This window comes from Undibacterium sp. CCC3.4, from assembly GCF_034347425.1.
Classification (GTDB): Bacteria; Pseudomonadota; Gammaproteobacteria; order Burkholderiales; family Burkholderiaceae_D; genus Undibacterium.
Window position 1 is genome coordinate 3,884,474 of record NZ_CP133779.1, and the last position, 23,667, is coordinate 3,908,140.

12 protein-coding genes, 1 tRNA gene and 1 CRISPR repeat array are annotated in these 23,667 nt (G+C 49.7%); of the genes, 5 read left to right on the plus strand and 8 right to left on the minus strand.

Translation table 11 applies throughout. From position 1 onward, the window contains the following. Nucleotides 1-83: 83 nt before the first annotated feature. Nucleotides 84-1,211, minus strand: coding sequence for a M14-type cytosolic carboxypeptidase (locus RHM61_RS17310; RefSeq protein ID WP_322248536.1), 1,128 nt, complete (start codon nucleotides 1,209-1,211; stop codon nucleotides 84-86). A 234-nt stretch (nucleotides 1,212-1,445) separates the two neighbouring features. On the opposite strand from RHM61_RS17310, the gene RHM61_RS17315 reads away from it, so the two are divergent. Further along, nucleotides 1,446-1,522, plus strand: a tRNA-Pro gene (locus RHM61_RS17315). A 1,512-nt stretch (nucleotides 1,523-3,034) separates the two neighbouring features. Here the strand turns inward: RHM61_RS17315 and RHM61_RS17320 are convergent. From RHM61_RS17320 to cas1f, 7 genes are all read right to left on the minus strand, one after another. Further along, nucleotides 3,035-4,579, minus strand: a complete 1,545-nt coding sequence (locus RHM61_RS17320; RefSeq protein ID WP_322248537.1) for an FAD-binding domain-containing protein — start codon at nucleotides 4,577-4,579, stop codon at nucleotides 3,035-3,037. Between the two features lie 959 nt (nucleotides 4,580-5,538). Beyond that, nucleotides 5,539-8,866: a CRISPR direct-repeat array (repeat unit 28 nt; unit sequence GTTCACTGCCGCACAGGCAGCTTAGAAA). 199 nt (nucleotides 8,867-9,065) lie between these two features. Further along, a complete protein-coding gene (gene cas6f, locus RHM61_RS17325; RefSeq protein WP_322248538.1) occupies nucleotides 9,066-9,644 on the minus strand; it encodes a type I-F CRISPR-associated endoribonuclease Cas6/Csy4 in 579 nt (192 codons plus the stop codon). Nucleotides 9,645-9,646: 2 nt separating this feature from the next. Continuing rightward, nucleotides 9,647-10,687 (minus strand): type I-F CRISPR-associated protein Csy3, encoded by a 1,041-nt coding sequence (gene csy3, locus RHM61_RS17330; protein WP_322248540.1) that lies wholly within the window; start codon nucleotides 10,685-10,687, stop codon nucleotides 9,647-9,649. 16 nt (nucleotides 10,688-10,703) lie between these two features. Next, nucleotides 10,704-11,621 (minus strand): type I-F CRISPR-associated protein Csy2, encoded by a 918-nt coding sequence (csy2, locus tag RHM61_RS17335; protein WP_322248541.1) that lies wholly within the window; start codon nucleotides 11,619-11,621, stop codon nucleotides 10,704-10,706. After that, a complete protein-coding gene (gene csy1 / locus RHM61_RS17340; RefSeq protein WP_322248543.1) occupies nucleotides 11,618-12,874 on the minus strand; it encodes a type I-F CRISPR-associated protein Csy1 in 1,257 nt (418 codons plus the stop codon). Before csy1 ends, csy2 begins: the two co-directional genes overlap by 4 nt. Before the next feature lie 11 nt (nucleotides 12,875-12,885). Next, nucleotides 12,886-16,188 carry a type I-F CRISPR-associated helicase Cas3f gene (cas3f, locus tag RHM61_RS17345; protein ID WP_322248544.1) on the minus strand — a complete coding sequence of 1,101 codons (3,303 nt, stop codon included), beginning with the start codon at nucleotides 16,186-16,188 and terminating at the stop codon, nucleotides 12,886-12,888. Then, nucleotides 16,185-17,243, minus strand: a complete 1,059-nt coding sequence (gene cas1f / locus RHM61_RS17350; RefSeq protein WP_322248545.1) for a type I-F CRISPR-associated endonuclease Cas1f — start codon at nucleotides 17,241-17,243, stop codon at nucleotides 16,185-16,187. The genes cas3f and cas1f overlap by 4 nt, the downstream gene beginning before the upstream one ends. Before the next feature lie 157 nt (nucleotides 17,244-17,400). On the opposite strand from cas1f, the gene RHM61_RS17355 reads away from it, so the two are divergent. The 4 genes from RHM61_RS17355 (at nucleotide 17,401) to RHM61_RS17370 (ending at nucleotide 23,317) form a co-directional block, all read left to right on the plus strand. Further along, complete coding sequence (locus RHM61_RS17355; RefSeq protein WP_322248546.1) at nucleotides 17,401-18,279, plus strand: helix-turn-helix transcriptional regulator; 879 nt, start codon at nucleotides 17,401-17,403, stop codon at nucleotides 18,277-18,279. A 384-nt stretch (nucleotides 18,280-18,663) separates the two neighbouring features. Next, the gene (locus RHM61_RS17360; RefSeq protein ID WP_322248547.1) at nucleotides 18,664-19,971 is read left to right on the plus strand and encodes a dicarboxylate/amino acid:cation symporter; all 1,308 of its coding nucleotides are present in this window, start codon (nucleotides 18,664-18,666) and stop codon (nucleotides 19,969-19,971) included. Nucleotides 19,972-20,157: 186 nt separating this feature from the next. After that, nucleotides 20,158-21,993 carry a sensor histidine kinase gene (locus RHM61_RS17365; protein WP_322248549.1) on the plus strand — a complete coding sequence of 612 codons (1,836 nt, stop codon included), beginning with the start codon at nucleotides 20,158-20,160 and terminating at the stop codon, nucleotides 21,991-21,993. Then, nucleotides 21,986-23,317, plus strand: coding sequence for a sigma-54 dependent transcriptional regulator (locus RHM61_RS17370; protein WP_322248550.1), 1,332 nt, complete (start codon nucleotides 21,986-21,988; stop codon nucleotides 23,315-23,317). The genes RHM61_RS17365 and RHM61_RS17370 overlap by 8 nt, the downstream gene beginning before the upstream one ends. Nucleotides 23,318-23,667 lie beyond the last annotated feature (350 nt).

Genomic DNA, 23,667 nt, shown 5'->3' on the forward strand with positions numbered 1-23,667 from the left:
TCAGCTTGTAAAATTCGACCATACTGAGATTGCAGGCAAAAAAAAGGATGCCTCAGCGGCATCCTCGTTAGACCAACCCGCCCTCAGACCGCCGTCACATGACTGAGTATCGCTTGTAACATTGCTTCGCCCAACTTGGCACTGCGCGCACCGTTCCAGCCCACTTCGGCGTCGGGCAAATTATCATTGTCTTTGAACGGCAATTCCAAGGTCAAGGACACGCATTGATAGGTGTGACCGATGAATTTCGATGCCAGCTTGAGCATGTCTTCATTATATTTTGACGCCGAATACCCGACTTCCGTCTGAAAATCCGGACTAGCCAAACAAAAACTGTCGACGAAGCGCTGCTGCTCCTGCAATTGCTGGGCACTGAAACCGCTCAGCATTTCACTGCCGGCCACGAACACATACGGTAAGGCTTCATCACCATGAATATCGAGAAACAAATCACAACCGGTTTCCGCGATTTTATTTTTAACATGGAACACTTCCGGACTAGCCGCCAGCGACGGTGCCATCCATTCGCGATTCAGATTGGCACCAGCCGCATTAGTGCGCAGATTACCGCGATACGCCCCGTCCGGATTCATATTCGGCACCACATACAGCACCGCATGATCGAGAATACGCCGCGCAATCGGATTAGCCGGATCAAGCAAGGCATCGAGCATGCCTTCGACCAGCCACTCCGCCATGGTTTCACCCGGATGTTGACGCGCGATCACCCACACTTTTTTCGCTGCCGACGGATCGCCAACCACCACCATATTGAGATCACGCCCATCGACGGTATTACCCAGATCCTGCACCTGCGCCAGCGGCGAATGCGCGACGCTGCCGAGTAACGCCAAATGACGTTCCCAGCTGTACGGTTCAAAATAGGCGTAATAGACGCTGTCACTGTCGGGCGTATGCCGGATCGTCAGCACCGCGCCATCGAACTCGGTATCGACGCGAAACCAAGTTTCGCGATCATAACTGGCGACGGCACGATAATTTTCCCACCCCTTGGGATAGGTAGACAGACCGGCATTAAGAATCCGCATCACGGCCGGCTGCGCACGCGCGCCTTGCAGACGGAAATAAAACCATTGTCGTATATCGGCATGGGAATCCTTACGCAGATTCAACTCGATGGCATCGGCCCGCTCGGCCTTAACCAGATCGATCGCGCCGGCGTCAAAATGGTGACTGATTTTAATGGTCATGATTTTCAAAAAAAGAGTACGTTATCCATCCCACAGCACCGCGCCGCACTGATTAGCACAGGCACTGCAAGCTTTAGCCCCCTATTCTCACCGCTTTTGAGAAAATATGAAAATATTTCAGTCAAATTAAAAAAATATATTCTGCAAATACTTTCAAAACAGCAACGTCAAAAAAAATATCTGCCCAAGCATGGAAAATTTTTTTCCTATGCTCTATACTGTTTCGCTCAGAGTCGGGGCGTAGCGCAGCCTGGTAGCGTACGTGCATGGGGTGCACGGGGTCGCAAGTTCGAATCTTGCCGTCCCGACCAAACAAAATCAAGGACTTACAGTTTTCAGGCTGCAGGTCCTTTTTTATTTTCGGGCTGCGTGTCCGGCATGTGTCCGGATTTTCCTGAACTCGCATCAATTAAGTACACAAAAAAAGGATTCTGTTGCAATAGCGACTACAAACAGACCTTGCCCTGCTGTTTGCGCTTAAGGTGCCGAACGTTGAAACTCCCGCCGCGATGGTCGAGGCTGACGAGATTGCATGCACACATCGCGCCCGTTTTGACTCTGCTACTGAACTGTTTGATAACCTCGAAAAGAACAACCGCAAGTAAGCGCGCCCCGCTGCCGCGTGCTGCCATCGATATTAACGCCGATGGCAGGTACAAAGCCTTGACTCTGACAGCGCCGCTATCGCGGAACTTGACATGAATACAGTTAATCAAAAATCTGACTAGGGTTTGAAACCTCGGCCTTCAGAGGCTGTCGCAAAAGCCTAATCATTACCCACAAGTCAGGTCGATTGCGCGCCCACCCATTCGCCCAATTCGTCATTGCCGCGCAGGCGGCAATCCAGTGGCGCGCATGCGCCCTTTATATCTGTGATATCTGTGCTGCTCAGGCGCAGCAGAACGTGTTCATTTCACAGAAAAAAAGTGCCCTTGATCGACACTCCCACCCTGAAGGCACTGACGTGCCACTGGATTCCTGCCTACGCAGGAATGACGAGGCGAGAGCACGGGGAGTGACATGTCTGCCGAGAGTAATGATACCGACTGAAAACCCTTTTGCGACAGCCTCTGAAGGCCCAGATTTCACGCGTAAATCTGAACAACTTAATGGATCGTCGCAAGCGACGATGGAAAAGCCTCTGGAAGGGGTTTGCATCCCCTCCCATCGCGTCGCTCCTTCGTCGCTCACCGGCCAAAAGAGGCTGTCGCAAAAGCCTGATGGACGCTTTTTACACCTGAAACACCGCATACCGCGTCATTCCCGCATGCTTTTGGCGGGAACCCAGTGTCGTTTTTAGCGCTGAAAACACGATCAAATCTGGCATTTTCAGTTAACCACGAACGCCGCTGGGTTCCTGCCAAAAGCGCGCAGGAATGACGTGCCCACCAGTTGGGGTCATGATACCGACTCAATACCCTTTTGCGACAGCCTCTGAAGGCCGGGGTTTCAAACCCTAGTCAGATTTTTGATGAAAAAACGACTACCAATCATTGACGAAGGTGGCGAAGTCCGTAAGCTATCCGCCGTGGACATGCGAAACTTTCGTCCAGCACAGGAAGTGCTCCCCTTAGAATGACAAAAAACACTAGGAATGAAACGGCGCGGCAAACAAAAAGCCCCGATCAAAGTATTAACCACCCTGCGCCTCGCGCCCGAAGTGATGGCTGGCAAACACGCATCGATGCAGCATTAAAGGATAAGCTGATTACGTATTCGCTAGCTTAGGCAATATAGGGGTGTTGGTTATTGATTTTTTTGATAGTCGAATCAAAAGAGCGACGAGAAGACTCCGTACCTGGTTCGACATGAACCGGTTTTTCCTAAAAATCAAAACTGCTCTGCGTGTCAGTCCTCTCGGGTTTTCGGCCCGCCATCTTACTGCGAGAGTGAGCACGGGAACCGTGGCGTTCGAGAATCTCATTTTTTGCAGCTCGAACCTCGGGCTGAACACGGCGAGCATGGAGGCGACTCTTTGCGCTACGGGTAGCCTCGTCGAGATCAACTGGTGGGATAGGCCAGAATTGTTCGCCAGAGCCTTGCTCTCCCACGGCGACACCACAATATCGTTGCACTTCAGGCGGCATTTTCCAAGGTTCGAACAACCAACTGTCAGGTACCTTGCGCAATATTGGCAACCAGCGCCGGACGAAGCGTCCCTCCGGATCGTGATCGCGCGCTTGTTTGATCGGATTGTAAACGCGCGTAGTGTTAATGCCGGTGGTGCCAGACTGCATTTGCATCTGGCTCCAGTGGATACCAGGTTCGTAATCAACAAACTGTGTGGCCAGCCAATCCCCTACCGGCTTCCAATGCAGCCACAGCGGATAAGCCGCCACCGAAACCAGCATGGCGCGCATCCGAAAATTCAACCAGCCCGTTTCTCTGAGCATGACAACGCAGGCGTCTACCAAAGGCCAGCCGGTACGATTCTGTATCAATGCTGAAAAATGTTCCTGGTTCCACTCGGCCTCGCGCAAGCCATCATAGCCACGATGCATATTGCACCATTCTATTTCCGGCTCGGTCTCCAGTTTTTGAATAAAATGACAATGCCAATGCAGACGACTCAGAAAGCCCGTCACGCCCTTGGCGGCACGCGACTCTGGCGGTAATTGTTCGAGCTTCTTGCTTGATGCCTGCAGCACCTCACGCATGCTCAAGCACCCCCAGCTCAGATAGGGTGAGAGTCGGGAGCAGGCACTCGGTGCAGTTAGTGGCGAAGATATACCACCTCGATAGCTCGCACTCCGCTTAGTCAGGAAGGACTCCAGCAAGGCCAATCCTTGAGCTCTGCCACCAACTTGCATCTGGGCAGGCTGATCTTCAGCGCGTTGCCAGTTTTCCCAGGCAGGCCAGGATTCAGTAGCCCACGGCAAGTCGACCGTATCTATGGAGACCAACGCTTGCTGAGGACTGTTCATCAAGGTCGCCCATTGGCTATTCCATTGATCACGCTTTGACAGCCGTCGGATTACCCCATGCTGCCGAAATTCATGCCAGGCAATCTGATTAGTGCGGCACCATTGTGCGACGCGCAGATCGCGGGCATAGGTCAACGCATTGCCGGTCTCCTGATGCGAGTAAATTTCTGCCAGGGGCAGCGATTGCTGCAGCCGATTCAGCACATCGACGACTTCGCCCGTGACCACATGCAATCGTGCGCCCAGCAATTGCAATTGTCTGTAAAGATCGCGCAGACACGCGCGTAAAAAAATAAATTGGCGCTGAGAACTGTCGGGACTTTGCCATACAGACGGTTCAATAATATACACGCACAAGATTGGGCCCAACTGCGCGGCTTTCGTCAGCGCCTCATGGTCATGCGCTCGAAGATCGCGCTTGAACCAGACTAGTCGTGTGCTCATAGGGAAAGTGCCGTCAACGTTGTTAATAACTGGCGCGCGTCAGCGCCTCTGGGTCAAGAGGCTGTCGCAAAAGGATTTCGGCCGGTATCATTACTCCAACCGCTGACCACATCATTCCTGCGAGCTTTTGGCAGGAATCCCGAGGCGTTCGTTATTAACTGAAAATGCGAGACATGATGGCATTTTCAGCGCTACAAAACGACACTGGGTTCCCGCCAAAGGCATGCGGGAATAACGAGGTAGGCGGTGTTTCAGGTATGAAAAAAACGTTCATCGGGCTTTTGCGACAACCTCTTGAACAGTAGGATAACCTATTTTAAATTTGGTGGGGCTGGCCTGAAAATTCAGGCCATTGACGTCCACACCCACCTTAGTCGGAAGCCTACTGCTTACGCAAAAAGAGGCTGCCACACTGAAGACTGTGCGTGCTTATGTCCACGGGCAAGGCACCGAAGAACACGCAAGAAAAGCAGTAGCAAAAGCAAACGCAAAAACCAAAAAACCGTCCGCTCGCCCCCCTCCTGTCTGGTCGGTCTTGCCTGTGAGAGGCAAAAATTCATCTCGATACCGGATACTGGCCCATTTAAGAGCCCATCCTACGCGAATAAAAAACCAAAAATTGTAATGGCCAAGCAATAGCGGACACTTCAATAGATTTTTTTTCATTTTTTGTTCGTACTCAGCAGCGTCGGGACGAACCCTCGTCGCCTACAAAGTGTTCGTATACGGGAAGCCATACGGCTACTGTTGCTATCGAAACTGATCGACCGAAATTGGCTACTGCATTTAATGGCAGCCCTCCCCCCCCTATTTAACACCTTTGTTTCGACCAATGAAATTTTGATTTAAAATAAATCGTTTAAAATCATAGACTTATTCTTCAGTCTAAAAACATAGCTAAAAATGGCTAAAATACGCTAAGTGCTTGTTGCTATTTAGTTTTTTTGTTTGTATCCTCTGTTCACTGCCGCACAGGCAGCTTAGAAACGCTCGAATCAATTTTTGTATTAGACAAGTCCGTTCACTGCCGCACAGGCAGCTTAGAAATGTGATCCAAAGTTCTTTGGCCCGTTGGATGGGTTCACTGCCGCACAGGCAGCTTAGAAAGATGATAACCAGCGGCTGGCAAGAAATACGAGGTTCACTGCCGCACAGGCAGCTTAGAAATATGGGGGGGGGTCGGTCTTCCCGCGCCGCCTGTTCACTGCCGCACAGGCAGCTTAGAAAATGGTACGGCCACTGAACCGCTGCGTATCGGCGTTCACTGCCGCACAGGCAGCTTAGAAATTGTATGGAAAATGGCGTCGGTCACAAATAGTGTTCACTGCCGCACAGGCAGCTTAGAAAAAGCGCGTCTTTGGCTTGAGTGACGATGTTAATGTTCACTGCCGCACAGGCAGCTTAGAAATCAAGCTCGATGCGAAGCTTCGCAACTTGCTTGTTCACTGCCGCACAGGCAGCTTAGAAAGTACAAAGTTGGAAAGCCGACCGGTTCCAAAAGTTCACTGCCGCACAGGCAGCTTAGAAAATATCAAATCCCGTACTGGAATATTCGTTCATGTTCACTGCCGCACAGGCAGCTTAGAAATATGAGGGGGGGTCGGTCTCTACGCGCCGCCTGTTCACTGCCGCACAGGCAGCTTAAAAAAAAAAAGTATGTCCATTTGTTTGCATCAAATGTTCACTGCCGCACAGGCAGCTTAGAAATGCAAAATAACTAGAAAAATGGCCATTTTTTAGTTCACTGCCGCACAGGCAGCTTAGAAAATCAAAGACCTCAACGCGCAGGCGCAAATAATGTTCACTGCCGCACAGGCAGCTTAGAAAATAATTTATAAACGATCACATTGTGTACTTCCGTTCACTGCCGCACAGGCAGCTTAGAAATATGTCGTCCACAGTTTGAGGTAGGTGCGTCAGTTCACTGCCGCACAGGCAGCTTAGAAAAGGTGCAGCACCCGGACATCGAAGGCCGGCGGGTTCACTGCCGCACAGGCAGCTTAGAAACAAAAAAACTGCGTTTCTTAAATTCACTTGGCGTTCACTGCCGCACAGGCAGCTTAGAAAGTCACGATTTATTGGCGAAGTGCAAGGCGAAGGTTCACTGCCGCACAGGCAGCTTAGAAAATGATTGCGATGATGGAGAAATCCCAGCCGCAGTTCACTGCCGCACAGGCAGCTTAGAAAGCCTTGCGGCCACATTGTGCTCCAACCGCCTTGTTCACTGCCGCACAGGCAGCTTAGAAATATGTCATCCACAGTTTGAGGTAGGTGCGTTAGTTCACTGCCGCACAGGCAGCTTAGAAAACCAGGCCCAGCACCCGGACATCGAAGGCCGGGTTCACTGCCGCACAGGCAGCTTAGAAAAAAAAAGGACGATTTTTTTTAAAGATTACCTAGTTCACTGCCGCACAGGCAGCTTAGAAAGTGGATGTTTAATTGTCGTCCACGGGGGCGATGTTCACTGCCGCACAGGCAGCTTAGAAAATAAATTATGGATCGTTCTATAAATTACGGATGTTCACTGCCGCACAGGCAGCTTAGAAAATTTATAAATTATGGAAGTGCACAATGTGTCTGTTCACTGCCGCACAGGCAGCTTAGAAAACAATGTGCACCAACCCCCTTGCTGCCAGGTTGTTCACTGCCGCACAGGCAGCTTAGAAATCGTTAGTTTGGATAACAATTGATGTCTTGTTGTTCACTGCCGCACAGGCAGCTTAGAAAAAGCCGCGTTTTTACACACATACGCCGGATGAGTTCACTGCCGCACAGGCAGCTTAGAAAAGACGGCCAAACCTGCCAACGGAACAAAAAAAGTTCACTGCCGCACAGGCAGCTTAGAAAATGTAATGCTTGGCTCGGAAGAAGAAGGTTTGGTTCACTGCCGCACAGGCAGCTTAGAAAAGCAGATACGGTAATTGATTGCTTATTCAGGGGTTCACTGCCGCACAGGCAGCTTAGAAATTCAGTCCCTACGCCAGTCCTCGCTTACAATTGTTCACTGCCGCACAGGCAGCTTAGAAAAAGGAACGATGACGATGACTGCATTATTAAGCGTTCACTGCCGCACAGGCAGCTTAGAAAAGAAACAGGAACAGCCACGGCAAATACCCTCAGTTCACTGCCGCACAGGCAGCTTAGAAAACGTAAACCCGCCATGCAGCGCATGCGTAGACGTTCACTGCCGCACAGGCAGCTTAGAAAACTGCGCAATCTGCGCGCAGAAATGAGTTTGAGTTCACTGCCGCACAGGCAGCTTAGAAATATGACCCTAAAAAATGGTCGTTTTTCTAGTTGTTCACTGCCGCACAGGCAGCTTAGAAATCGAACTGTGAATGGCATAGGTAAGGGAGGCTGTTCACTGCCGCACAGGCAGCTTAGAAATATAAGGGGGGGTCGGTCTTCCCGCGCCGCCTGTTCACTGCCGCACAGGCAGCTTAGAAAAGTTGTAAAGGTTAGGGAAATAGTCACCGGCCGTTCACTGCCGCACAGGCAGCTTAGAAACAGAGATTTGTGCGCATCTTGATCCATTCGCCGTTCACTGCCGCACAGGCAGCTTAGAAATTTAGCGCCTTCGAGCGCTGATCGCAGAATGCGTTCACTGCCGCACAGGCAGCTTAGAAAGTATGACGCCAGCAGTGCCGACGCGGCATTGGGTTCACTGCCGCACAGGCAGCTTAGAAATGATCGGCTGCCAGGCGAAGCGCGGCGGATAGGTTCACTGCCGCACAGGCAGATTAGAAATTCCCCCACTCTTGCCGTTCTCTCTTGCTGTAGTTCACTGCCGCACAGGCAGCTTAGAAATTATTCTTGGTTCCTTGGCTCATGCGTCACCCGTTCACTGCCGCACAGGCAGCTTAGAAAACTCGTAATCACCTCAGTTTCCATCTCAGCAAGTTCACTGCCGCACAGGCAGCTTAGAAATTTCCAATCCAGGAGCGCGATGATATCGACTGGTTCACTGCCGCACAGGCAGCTTAGAAATTATTCTTGGTTCCTTGGCTCATGCGTCACCCGTTCACTGCCGCACAGGCAGCTTAGAAATGCCCTTGTCTTCGCGCTCAATTTCTGTGATAGTTCACTGCCGCACAGGCAGCTTAGAAAACACAAGCAAGTCTGACTATTGCCGCGCTTTTGTTCACTGCCGCACAGGCAGCTTAGAAACGTCTCTACCCATTTTTCATATCCCATTACGTGTTCACTGCCGCACAGGCAGCTTAGAAATATTTATTTGGGTATTCAGACAGCCCAGCCGCGTTCACTGCCGCACAGGTAGCTTAGAAAGATTTTTGTACTGGTAAGGTACAGGTAGTAATCGGTGGCGAGGTGTATCAGTATTCAATCGGCACTGACAAGCTTAACTTCCATGACGAGTTTTTGCGCTAACTTACTGCTGGAATTGGCAGCTAATAAAAGTGATGACGAACGGCTATCATCAATGTTTCAAACAGTCCACCAATTTTTCCAGCAGTACGCAATACACTTAAAACATAGGCACTGTCGCAATGGAACTTAGACCATAAAGTCCAAAATCACCAGCCACAGCCTGCCCTACCTCTTCTTTGGCAACAAACAAACGGAAATTTCTCCCGCTACTTAGGCTTTGAAGATTAATAAACGGCGCACGCAGTTTCTCTTCTTTGAAACCAGCCAGCTTGTTAAGCGCCTCCGTTTCACTAATCCCTTCACGACGAGCCTTCCGTCTGGCCAGTCGCTCCACGTTAGACTTTGCTTGCAAGCGCTTAAAACGCGCAAACGTCGTGATATTTCCAGGCACTTCACGCACCTTGGTCACGTGCAGATAATCAGTGAGTCGAGCGAGCCATTTTTGAATATCCAACTTATCCAAATATTTTTCATCATCAGCCAGCAGTCTTAATTTTTTACCTAACTGATGCATCTCTACATCGTACTCAGGAAACGACACTGCCAGCGGCGCTGTACCAGTTGCACCTTGCACGTCCACCAAGGCAAGATGTATTTGTTGATACAATCTTTGCCAGAGAAAGTGTAAGCCAACCTCAACATCTGGCAATAAAGTGATATCAATGTAGAACTTCATGACTATTCCTTATCACTTTCACCGAAAACCCCACCACGCACCAACACCGCCATCACATAGTGTTCCTCGGCTTCGTTTGCCAACGCATCACCACGCGCGTATTTATCGAACAAAGTGTAAAAATCTGCCTTATCGCTAGGTTTTCTATAAGCGACCCCTAAATTAGTCACCGCACCGTAGGCTTCAATCGCGATCGGACCAGTTTCAAACTCTTCATATTTTGGATACCAGGTGTCGATAGTACGTAGCGCATTGCCAATTTTTTGTGAGTGCATCGCAGCGTTGCCATTAACAGCATAAAGAATTTTACTTTTTTTAGATTTACTATTCCCTTTATCCAACACCAATTCTTCACTCGGGTACACTTCCTGCGATTTACCCACCTGTGCATAGGCAGTAATTTCCAGTGTTAAGAATTCAGCTTGTCCGGTTAAGGCGTGAGAAATATGCTTTGCTAATTCTCGAATGTTCAGGTCGTTTGCCTCGAAACTACGCAGTGGTATTTTTGCTGCATTAAATATCCAAGTTAAATTGCTCCCCCCGCTGAGCACCTTAACACTGACTTCAAGATTTTCGGCACCGACACGATTACGCCATAAGAACCGGGCGTTCGCGATATTGCTCGCATAGCGCGTTGCCAATTCAGTAAAATTGTATTTTTCAGCATAGGCTCTGGCGACCTTCGTGTAACTTTGCTTAAACTCTGCATTATTACAGGCGGACGGATGCTCTACACCGCTCAATATTTTCAGCGTAAAGCTCAACTTCAGCGTATCTTGGTCTTGACCTAGCGCGCAGACGTCAACTGTTTGCAAATTAGGACTTTCTACTTTCGCGTCGAGTTTCGCCGGATCATCCTGCAATGCCTTACTTAATCTGTTAGATATCGTACCGCGTACTGATTTTTCTATCAGTGCCAATGGCGTTGCGTGACCACTACGTTTATCCCAAGTCGTGCCATGCATGTAGCCGTCCGACGGCACTAATTTTTTTTCAAATGCTAATACAGATACTTTGCCGATTTTTCTTGATGCTGTTGCCATATTAATGCTCCTTGGGTTAAACGGAAATAGTGCTGGTAGTAGCTGATTTTTGCTGACACAGATACAGATTATTAGATTCGTCGTAATGCTCGTACCACATCAAATCATCCAACGAATTAAGTCGATACGGCATAACGAATTCACCGAGAGTGACAACAGCTTCGGCAAATTGATGGGAGAATTCGGGATCGCGTTGATTCAGCGTTTCCCCAGGTGCTGAAAGGGGGCCGATGCCATGAAATCCAGTAGCGATTGGCACTAACCAGCCCGACGTTTTTCGTTTGCTCGTCCACGTGATATTTCCTTCGCTATCCGTTTCACTACGGTGTTTAACGGATAAATAATCGAGCAATGCATCTAAGGCATCTTGCCCTTGTTGCATAGCCTCGACCATTAATTCTCGACGTTCGACCAAGGCATAACCAGGCATCATTTTTCTTGTTAATTTTCTGAATTCTTGCAAACTCGTTTGATCAACTTTAATGAATTCAGCCTGAGAAAACGACATCACGTCGCCACCGGCAATTTTCATTTTTCCGCATAAAATATTCATCAATAAAGGCATCATGGCATCTTCATCATCTTTATCTATCCCTTCCACCTCAATGAGCAAAGACACGTCTAAATGACAGCGTGCTTCTTCAATGAATGCGGAGCGATTACCATCTTTGTCGAGTGGATTTGCTGTACCAATAATGGAATAAATATAGTCACCGCGTCCTTTATAGATTTGCAGATCAATGCTGTGACAAACTACACCAACGCGTTTGAAAACCAGATCAGAAAATCCTGCCGAAACCAATTTTCTCTGCAAGGCATGGACCGCACCTAACCACGCAGTCATGGCAGGAAAACCGATGGTGTACGGGCTGGACAAAGCATTGGCATTTTGAATGCGTCCATGCGGCAACAATAAAATGCGTTTAATACTCATAACAATGCCTCCTTTTGCTCACAAATCAATTGAAGCACATGGCTCAGTTCATCATCGTTCAATGCCAAGGCTTGCTTACCTAGTACTTTTTTGTAGGCTAGAATCATCCACCGTGCTATGTCTTTTAGAAAGTTGTCGACGTACTGCTCATTCTCGGTACGCTCGATAATCCAGTACTGGTCGAGCATAATTTTTTGCAATTTCGGCAGAGAATCAAAGCGTTCTTTTAATGACCAGCCCGCTTCAGTACCGCGTATTTGCCATATCTTTTCTACGATGTCGTTAAATAAATCTAAAAAAAGCTCGTCACGGCGTGTACGTACTTGGATATTGTTGCGACTGTCTATCAACCATTTATGCAGCAATTCAAGATTTACTTTGAATTGATTCGGCCATAAACAGTTAGTGAAAAAGTCGTTTGTTGGCAAACGCACAGACTCGGCTTGCAGAACCGGAGGGAGGCTTGGCAGTAAATAGGCTTTACCTGCATATTGATTATTCAGGACGCTGATATTTTGTGGTTTTGTTCCACCATAGCCAATCATTCCCAAATTATGAATATCGTTAAATCCAGTAACGCTCAGTTCATTTTTTTTTCTTAGATCTTTTGCCAGCTTGGTCGTATCGCCAAAACGTATTTCGTCAATGCGCTTGCGTAGTTCATACATCAGACCGGAAGGAGTCAAAATTGACAGTTGATGATAATTCGAAACAACAGGGAAATAGACCTGCTTTATCTTTGAGCTAGTAACGGAAACGGTTTCACGTTCTTTCATCGCCAAAAAACCAGTTCGCAATGCTTCATAGTTCGCAGTCGGCACTGCCAACAATGATTTTGCTTGATCAGTGTTTTGCTCAATATGAGAAATGAGCTGCCGCCCATCTGATAATGTAAGTGTCAGAAATTTATATACATCCAATGCAGCGGCATTACCTAACGCATCTAGCTCGGCATGCACGTTACCACTCCTCACCAATCCATCCGGCCTAGCTATGGCGTCAGCGATGATTGTGGACGTTTTGCCGTTTTTATTTTTTCGCCCACTAGGGTGACTAAACGTGCATGGATGAGAAGATAAAGAAATTTGCCCTGCCCTTCTTGCCGCATCTGGCAACCAATTATGTAAATGAAATTCACTTTCCGTCTTTGCATGTACATCTAAAATTTCAAGTTCACTCATACCTGCACTACTATTTTTCTTAAGGCTTTTGGCTTTTCTGTCACTAAAAAAATCCACGATTGCGATGTCCAAAATACGTTCTCCTATTTAATTTCTGTCAAACCGAATTGCGCCGAATAAGTAAATTTCTGACTCCCATCTTCGTTTACTGGCACAGAAATTTCACCAAATCGCGAAGCAGCACTTTCTACGCTGATACCAAATATATCTGCCGTATGTTGTAAAATATTTCGATAATCACGCATTAACCACACTCTGTCTTCAGCCACCGTATGTGCGTTATGACTAATACGCTGCATTTCCTCAACCTTTGCCAGTTTTCCCTTTTGATCTTTTTCCATGAAGATGAATTTGCATGCCGGATCACTTCCGTCTTCTGGCATTAAATATAAAATTTTGCTTGGGCGGCTGGCTCGAAAGCGATTGAATCGCTGCGGCAATGCAGTTAGCCACCATGATTGGCTAAGCCAGCCTTCAAGCGATTCTGGGCCTTTTGCCTTAAATTGTGTCAGCGCGTTGGCGATGGCCTGATGCTCTAAGTCGGCCAAACGATGATGGGCATCCAAATCAGTTGGCCGTGAAATGCGCGGGACAGCGTTAATACGTTCCGCTATTGATTGCTCATCGATCAGATCATTGAGCCTGTGACTATACAAAATCAAAGAATCACTCTCGTAGCCAGGACGACAAAACACTGCCTTAGCTTGTTTGACTTTTGTGCCGCTCTGTTTAAAACCTTTGAGGTTGTACTGCAGCAGGGCGATATTGGGCTCAGTCGGCTCTATTTTACGATGGCGTAATACTCGTCCCGCTAACTGTATGATGGAGCGAAATGAAGATGGCTCCACCACCGCCCAGTCAAAATCATGGTCGCGGCCAACTTCTTCAACCGGCGTAGCAACCAAAATATATATGACGTTTTTCGTCGTCGCTTTAAAAAGCTGTTGTTTGATAAGGGAATGTTCAAAAACTTTTAACGGTATATGCCGCTTCAACACTTCATCCAGATGCTTTTCTTGTATGCTACGCATCAATAATACTTGCTGACTATGGTAGGCCATGACTCTGACCTCAATATCAACGGGCCAATGCGCATTCATCAAAAATTCAGTCAGCGCGACGCAAGGTGGAATATTTGCGACACGTACAACACCAAACGATACTTTTTTTAGTGTATTCGGATCAAGTTGATGATGTTGTCTGTGCTTGTGAATAATTTCATCCTGCACAGTCTGAAAAAACACGTCTTGCGAACTCTGCATTTCTGCTTCCGTGCAGAGCATAATTGGCGTAATGTGTGCTTTACGTTTGACAATTTGTTGTGACAGATTTTTTACTCGCTTCAGAATGAATTCCTGATGAAAAGCATAGAAGCTGGCGGCACCTTGCTCAGGTGCGGCTGTGGCGACAGTGTCCACTCGCGCACCAAATTCATCAACCCAAGCGCAGCCTAATTTCGCAGGCGTTTCGCGGCTACTAGAGAATAAGCGCCACCCCTGTTGATATGCATGAAAATACCCCTGAGCCAAATCCGGCGGAATAGTAGCGGATGAAATCATCACCTTACGCCCTAGCATACCAGCGAGGTGTACTAAGCGAGCAATCGCGATGAGGTCACAGCCATCGAAATCATCAATTTCATCGATGACTAAATCAGACGACATCAAACGCAAACACGGCAAAATATATTTCCCTCCGCGCGTAGTTTCGGTTGCCGCCATCATGTGATCAATAGTGCAAGCGAGTACAGGCGCATACAAAAATTGACGATCTTTCTTTGTGGTTAATACTGTCGCCAGGCCTTCTTCTGGAACGTCGCAGTCATAACTTATCTCGCCATCTAACAAATTCTCGGCAGATTCCGAGCCGAATTCTTCGGCGGTGATTTTTTCTTCCAATCTCCCGTGATTTGCTTTGTGCAAATCCATTACTGCTCTCGAACCGATTAATACCGCTAAATCTGTCTCATCGAGACCTATCCGTTCGCGATATTCGTCCCCAGTTTGCAAGGTTAAGGTGCGCAGTCCTAGTGCCAATACGTAACGTAGTTCGTCTGCATCAGGTGATAGCGCACGCATAATTTTTGCATTTGCAAAGGTTTTTCCACAGCCTGTACTTGCCATATTCACGGTAAAAAACCCGAAATGGTCATCCTGTTTATTGCTTAACTCAGCCGCACGCCAGTGCGCTATCTGCGTTACTATTTTGTCTTGCCAGTTGAATTCCTTTGGGCTTTTTTGTTTTAGATTTTTTGTTGCCCGCGCAAACGGCAAATCGCGTTCGAAAGCCGGTAAGTAGTGCGCGGTATGCAAAGCTTGTTTCGCTACTCCGCACAAATGTTCGTCCAATTTTTGTTTCAGCTGCTTGCTTTTACTGTCGGTATTCGCATAAATTGTTAAGTTACTGTTGCATAAGTGAGCTGCAGGCTGAGATGAATACCAATGATCCCCTAACATCAAAGACAAACGTGCGTGATGCAGAACAACTCGCCACACACCATTCACTAAGGATTGATCTAACAATTCTTTTTCACCAATCGCCTTAGTCGCCCATTTTTTAACTTGCTTTAACCAAAGATCGGAGTCGGTTAACAGTCCCTGAGGGAATATCAAGCAATCGGCAACTTGAATTTCGCTGTGTTGGTTTTCATATCCCCAGACACGTTTTATTCGCTTGATGGCTTGATTGATAGATTCACATGCTTCGCCGCGCCATGCATCGCTTTCTTCTCGCGGTAACGTTGGCAGCCGATGATGCGAAACAATCAACCAAGCCACTAGACTGGCCAGTGGAGGCAACTTTGATAACGGTGCTTGCATGCTATTTTTAGCAAGTGTTTGTTTCAGAGCTGTCTCGTCAATTTTCCCTTCACTTAAACGATGCAACCACTGTTCATCCGTTTCCGCCCCATCAATAAAAGCGTTTAGCAATAAGCAAGAAATCCACTCATGGCGCAACGGGTCGGCCAAGGATTTACTCGCTGCGAGCTTATTTTGAAAACAAAGCGATGCTTTACCCCAATCGTGTAACAACGCAGCCAGTGCAGCGCACACTTTAATGAGGGGTAAATATTTCCAATTACTTTCTATTGTTTTCAATTCTTTTTTTGTACTATTCACCGGCACAACCCCCATATCATTAAACTGCCCCTTATTCCCCACGGCCCAAATAAACTCGCTACGTGCACGGCTACGTATCCAATGGCAAGCTACCGCCGTGTTTTTACTGGCCGTCTGGCGCAGCATTTTCTTCACTACCGCCAAGCCATCTTCCGTAATCACGGTTTGCCACGTGTTGTCGCCAATACGATCTGCGAATGCATCCAATACCCGACGGGTTTTTTTCAGGGCATTCTTTTGGCATTGAGAAACGAAGGTGACCATCATATGGAACTGCCCTCGGGGTTTTCCTCATCCATTGCAGCGTTAATGTCATCATGATCATCATTCGCATCGCTGCGCACCGCGTCAACCGGGCCATGGCTGTCTTGTTCCGGCTCGCCCCTTAGTGCGATCTCTTTAATTTGATTAAACATGAAATCGAGCGCCTTATGATTGGTAAAGGCTTGCAGGCATTGCTGGCGGAACTCTTGTTCGCTGGCGTTTTCTTTGGCGCAGACAAATGCCCACGGCAAGATAATGGCATCTTTAATTAAATCGGCGACATCAAACACCAAGGCACCACGGCGCATTTTTCCATGCATGAGCGCAAAGCCATGTGGTATTCCCAGCACCCACAAAGTACAGGCGGCTAAGCCGTAAGCGAGGTAATTGCCATGGTTTAAAAAGGCATTGGCCTTATCCGTTTCTTCATGTTGCCGGGTAAAGCCGCTCTGTTTGGTATGATTTGCGGCGTATTTGTAGAGCATTTTTGTGAGCTGCGCTTCATTCAGCAATAGCTCAGACGAGCTTTTTGCTTGCTCTATTCGTTGGCTGCATTGGCTCAAAGCTTTTTGAATCTCGACATCGTTGACGTCAAAACCTTCTGCTTTGAGGTCTTTGTCTTTTTGCCAGACCTGACTTAAATAACGAATCCGCGCTTGCTGTAACTGTTTTGCTGCGATCAGACGCTGTTGGTCGTCGAACCAAAACGCACACCAAGCTTGCAAATACTGGGTAGGCCGATATTCCCCTTGCGGTGTCATCCACTCAATTTCATTGCCCATATAGAGTGGCGTACCGCCGCCACCACAAAAACCAACCAGTACGCCTGCCCGTGCCAGCATTCTGACGGCGGCATGGGTGATCGATGTGCCACTGCCCAGCATGAGTACCGTGGTATTGGCTATCGGAATATTCCAATAGTGATTTTCGTTCTTCGCTTCTTGCAGATAAAGGACGCGGCCGTCTTTTTGCATGACTCGGCAATGTTCCAAGTAATACAGATTGGCGCGCTTTGAATGCAGAATTGCTTTTAAATCTGAGGGCGAGAGATCTTCCACTGCGGTATTTCCTTCAGGGCTGCCAAGTTCGAATTCGAATAGATCTGAAAATTAACTATTTGAAATTTATTTAAGGCAATAGTATGCTTATATTGATAACATATCTATACTGACTGGATATACATGTCGATTATTCAAGCATATCTCGGAAGAAACTATGAATTGGCCGCTAAGATGGGATTTACTGACGCGTTATCGCCTGATAGAAATTATTGCCAAATGGGAAGGCCGTCTGACGACTAAGCACCTATGCAATAGCTTTGGCATAGGGCGACAGCAAGCCAGCAAAGATATCAATGCCTACCTGAACGACATTGCGCCTGGGAATTTGCAATATGATAAATATCTGAAGGGATACGTCCCTACGCCACAGTTTGTACCCAAACTCACCACCGGCACCGCCGATGAATACTTGCATGTACTGAGCCGAACTAAGGACATTGCCCATACTTTCGAAGGATTGGATCTGGGATTTGCGCATACAGAAATGCTTCACGTTCCCATGCGCAGCATCGATCCGATCATTTTGCGCGCATTAGTGCAGGCGTCAAGAGAGCATAGACGTGTTGACTTACGCTACATATCCCTAGGCACGGCAATTGAAGAAGATCGCATCATCGTGCCACATACTCTCGTTTGCACCCCGTTACGTTGGCATGTTCGGGCCTATTGCGAGAAGCATGGTGACTATCGAGACTTTGTGTTGAGCAGGTTTCGTGGCGTTCCCGAAATTTTTGGTGATAGCAAACAGACGGCCGCCGAAGATCAACTTTGGAATACCGCCGTAAGCTTGCGGATTAAACCAGACAGTCGATTGGACTTGGCCCAGCAAGAACTGATCGCCCGCGACTTTGATATGCAAGACGGCTACCTTGAAGTCAAAACTCGCGCGCCATTAGTCGAATATATGCTGCGTGCATTCAATATTGACCCTAGAAAGCAGGAAATGCTTCCTGAGGCGCAACAGATAGTCGTAGAAAATTTTCGCGATATCGAAAAGTATTTATTTAAATTTAGAAACTTGCAATTACCATAATTAAGCGCTGCGGCTTTTTTTTTGCTTGCCTGTGCGCGCGAAGTCGCGTCGTTACACTTACCACCTCCACCCGTTCGGTTTCCCGAACACCCACCCTGGCAAATCTCCGGAAATCCGACCTACAGCGCGCACAAACACGCGCATTTCCGCCTGCGTAAGCAGGCGCAGGCATATTTTGCACACTGGCATGATCTGTGCATTAGTAAGCGATAACCACGTACTCGCGTGGCTAAAAAATATACCTATAAATCACGGAGACAAGCCCATGAGTGCAGCTGAAAAAGCCAGCGAAGTGAGCTACCCGAACGTGCCGACCAGGATGTCAGTGTTCCTGAACCAAGTCGCCTCGGTCTCACTTCACATCAATACAATAAGGAAACCATTATGAAATTGAACCGCCTAACGACCATGATCATGATCGCCATGCTGCTTGGTATTGTTGTCGGCTATGCTTGCAATAACTTTGCCGCCAGCCCGGCACAAGCCAAAGAGATCGCTTCTTACTTCAGTATCCTGACCGATATTTTTCTACGCTTGATCAAAATGATCATTGCTCCGTTGGTATTCGCCACCCTGGTTTCCGGCTTGGCCGGCATGGGGGACTCGAAAACGGTCGGTCGCATCGGTGCCAAAGCTCTGGCGTGGTTCCTCGGCGCTTCGCTGTGTTCGCTGGCCTTGGGTCTGGTATTTGCTAATCTGCTGCATCCGGGAACCAATCTGGGTATGCCTTTGCCCGAGGTCGGCAGTTCACTGGGTTTGAAAACCAGTGCGCTCAATCTGAAGGATTTCATTACCCATGTGTTCCCGAAAAACATTTTCGAAGCGATGGCTGCCAACGAAATTCTACAGATTCTGGTGTTTGCCGTGTTCTTCGGCTTAGCGCTTGGTCACATCCATAATCAAGCCGCACGCAGCTTGGTAAAAACTTTGGAAGAAGTCGGCCATGTCATGCTCAAGGTCACAGACTACGTGATGCGCTTCGCTCCTATCGGTGTTTTCGGTGCCGTCGCCGGCATTATTACCACTCAAGGTGCCGGCATGCTGCTGGTGTTCGGCAAGCTGCTGCTGAGTTTTTACCTCACCTTGGCTGCGCTGTGGCTGGTATTGATTTTTGCTGCTTACTGCGTGCTCGGCAAGAGCGTGTTCCGTTTGATCAAGCTGGTGCGCAGCCCTATGCTGTTGGGCTTTTCCACCGCCAGCAGCGAATCGGCTTATCCGAAGTTGATGGAACAGTTGGAAAAATTCGGTATCCGCGAACGCGTTACCGGTTTCGTTTTGCCTTTGGGTTACTCATTCAACCTCGACGGTTCGATGATCTATACCACCTTCGCGGCCTTATTCGTAGCGCAAGCATATGGCATCGAGCTGAGCCTGTCGACGCAAATCAGTATGCTGCTGGTGCTGATGATTTCCAGTAAAGGTATCGCCGGTGTGCCGCGCGCTTCGTTGGTTGTGGTCGCAGCGGTTCTCCCTATGTTCAACCTGCCGGAAGCCGGTTTGTTGCTGGTGCTGGGGATCGATCACTTCCTCGATATGGGCCGTACCGCCACCAATGTGCTCGGTAACGCGATTGCCACCGCCGTGGTAGCGAAGTGGGAAAATGCCATCGATACAGTGGACGAATCGCTGGCCGCCAGCGCTTCAGCCATGCCGGTTCACACGGAGGCGCTTGGTACTGCCAAAGCAGTCTGAGTCAGCACTGTCTGCCGACCTGACAGCAAACGTGTCAGGTCGGTTTTTTTTGCACGTCACAGATTGAACGAGTGGCCGCTCGGGCACGCAGCGTGGCGTCTCGGTAAGCGCGAATTCCTCTATAATAGGCGACCAAACCGTCCTGCCACCATGTCCAGCCCGCGCCACCTACACCACCTGCCTATTTTGCTTCTGCTGCTTACCCTGATGGGGCTATGCGGCTTTACTGCGTATCGCGTGGTGCAGCAACTGGGCTTGGCCGAGCTGCAGACTACCGGCCTGCACCGGCTCGATTTGTACAGCACCAGCTTGGAACGCGAGATTGGTAAATACGCTTTTCTTCCCGATACGCTGGACCTCGAACGCGATGTGCTGGCCTTACTCGAAAACAAAGACCACGCCACGCTGGCAGCGCAGGTCAATGTCTATCTCGAACAACTCAACGAGCGCGCCGGGACGCTGTCGATCTACCTCATCGATACCAGCGGGCGGGTCGTGGCATCGAGTAATTGGCGGCGTACCGACAGCTTTGTCGGCGAAGATCTGACGTTTCGGCCGTATTTCAGGGAGGCGCTGGAGAGTGGGCACGGCCGCTTTTTCGGCATCGGCACTACGCGCGGTGAGCCCGGTTACTATTTGGCCTCGACGCTGTCAGACGGCAGCAAAACGCTGGGCGTGGCGGTGCTCAAAGTGAGTTTGGAGCAATTGGAAAAATCATGGGCCACTGTAGAAACACCGGCCATGGTCAGCGATGAAAACGGGGTCGTCATTCTCGGCTCGGTCGCCAATTGGAAATTCACTACCGTGCGGGCGCTGGAAGAAAAAACTCGCAGCGCCTTCGACCAAACCCAGCAATATAATCGGCGCGCCTTGAAACCGCTGGGCTTGAAAGAATTGCGTGAACTCGATCACGGTGCGCGCTTAGTCAGCATTGCCAAAGATGATCCCGCCATCGCCTCTGCCTATCCGGTGGCCGGCCGCTTTCTGGCGCAATCGCGCCCATTGCCCGGCACACCGTGGACCCTGACTGTGTTCTCACATTTGAAGCAAGTCGATGATATCGCGCAAAGCCGGGCCGCGCTTGCCGTGGTCGGCACCGTGTTGTTGTTCATGGTCGGTATGATGCTCAACGAACGGCGACGGCATTTGAAAGATCGTCTGGCCGCGCGCGAAGCATTGCAACAAGCGCACGACGAATTAGAGCGTAAGGTAGCGACGCGTACCGCCGACCTCTCCACGGCCAACCAACAGTTGCAAGATGAAGTCAGCGATCGTATCCGCGCCGAACGTACCTTGCGCGCGGCGCAGGATGAGCTGGTCCAAGCGGGTAAGCTGGCGGCGATCGGTCAACTCTCGACCGGAATTGCGCATGAGCTCAACCAGCCGTTGGCAGCGCTGCGTACCTTATCCGGCAATAGCGTGCGTTTTCTCGATCGCGGTGACCTTGCAACTACTCGCTCCAATCTCGAACGGATTGCACAACTGACCGATCGCATGGGACGCATTACCGGCCAGCTGCGCACCTTTGCGCACAAATCGAGCGCGCAATTGCAGGCGGTTGCGCTCGATCGCGCGCTCGATAACTCGCTCGCACTGCTGGAACAGCGTCTGCTGCAAGCCCATGTGACGGTGCGGCGCGATTGCCCGTTGCCGGCACCGGTGGCGCTGTGCGATGCCGATAGACTCGAACAAGTGTTGATCAACCTGATCGGCAATGCGCTCGATGCCATGGCAGGCCACGCCGCGCCGTGCATCGAGCTCAGCTGTGAAGCGCTGGGCCAACTGGCCCGCCTGACGGTACGCGACCACGGCCCGGGGCTGACCGAAACGGTCATGAGCCAATTGTTTGTCGCATTTTTTACTACCAAACAGGCCGGTGTCGGCTTGGGCTTGGGTCTGAGTATTTCTGCTGACATCATGCGCGATTTCGGTGGTACCTTGAATGCCAGTAACCACCCCGAAGGTGGTGCCGTATTTACCTTGGAAATCCCGCTTTCAGAAAAGGGCGCGCCACATGAGTGAAATTCTGACGGTACTGATCGTCGAAGACGACCCCGACGTCGCGCTCGGTTGCGCGCAAGCCTTGCAACTCGAAGGTATCGCCGTTGACTGCGTCACCAGCGCCGAACAGGCACGCCGCCGGCTTGGCCGTGATTTTTGCGGCATCGTGGTCAGTGATATTCGGCTGCCGAAATTGGATGGCATGAGCTTTCTGCGTGAAATATTACAGATCGACCCGGAATTGCCGGTAGTGCTGATCACTGGTCATGGTGATATTTCTATGGCGGTACAGGCGATGAAAGATGGCGCGCACGATTTTATTCAAAAACCGTTCGCGCCTGAATACTTGGTTGAAGTGGTGCGCCGAGCGCTGGAAAAACGCCGGCTCGTGCTGGAAGTGCGCACGCTGCGACGCCAGTTGGCGCAACGCGATCAGCTCGAAAGCCAAATGCTGGGCCGCGCACCGAGCATGCAAAAAATTCGCACGATGGTCAGCTGCCTGGCCGACAGTGCCGCAGACGTATTGATTCATGGTGAAACCGGTACTGGCAAGGAATTGGTTGCGCGCTGCTTGCATGAAGCCAGTTCGCGTAGCCAAGGCAATTTTGTGGCGATCAATTGCGGCGGTTTGCCGGAAACTTTGTTTGACAGTGAAATTTTTGGGCATGAAGCCGGTGCCTATACCGGTGCCGCAAAAAAACGCATAGGCAAAATTGAACATGCCAGCGGCGGTACGCTGTTCCTCGACGAAATCGAGAGCATGCCGCTGGCGATGCAAATCAAGCTGCTGCGTGTATTACAAGAACGCAAGCTCGAGCGCCTCGGCTCCAACACCTTGATTCCTATCGACTGCCGCGTCATCGCCGCAACCAAAACCGATTTGGTCGAGCTATCGGCCAGGGGTGGCTTTCGCAGCGATCTGTATTATCGGCTCAGCGTCGCTACCGTCGATCTGCCACCACTACGCGAGCGGCGTGAAGATATCCCTCTGCTGTTCGAACATTTTTTACTGCTCGGCACGGCTCGCCATCAACGCGCACTGCCGGCCACCACGCCCGAGCGGATTCGCCAATTGCTCGGCTACGCGTGGCCCGGGAATATCCGCGAGCTGCGCAATGTTGCCGACCGCTGCGTGCTGGGCATAGAAAGTGGTTCACCACCGTTTGGGCAGCCGCCGATCAACGGCCCGACAGCGCTGGCCGAAACGGTGGAAGCCTTTGAACGCGCCTTGATCGTCGATGCCCTGCATCGCCACGGTAGCTTGGCGCGCACGGCCGAAGCGCTCGGTGTTGCCAAGACGACGCTGCATGACAAGATCAAAAAATATGGGCTCGACGGCGCTTAGTCGCGTTATTCGGCCACACCTCCGCATCGTCGCTCCCGCATGTCGTTGAGCCTGTCGCAAAGCTGCGTGTAGTCGGCATCCTTACCCCAACCGCCCGCAACGTCGTTCCTGCGAGCTTTTGGCAGGAATCCAGCGACGTTCGCAGTTAACTGAAAATGGCAGAAATTGTGGCATTTTCAGTATAAAAAATGACGCCAGGTTCCTGCCAAAACATTTTAAGAAAATTCCGACAAAACTTTCAGAATTTTCTGACTTGAGCCTCGCTGCAGGCGCGTCTACTATTCTATGTTACTGATACAAGCATGCCCAGTCACTGCTTGGAATCACTCCAGCGACGTTCAACGCGACGC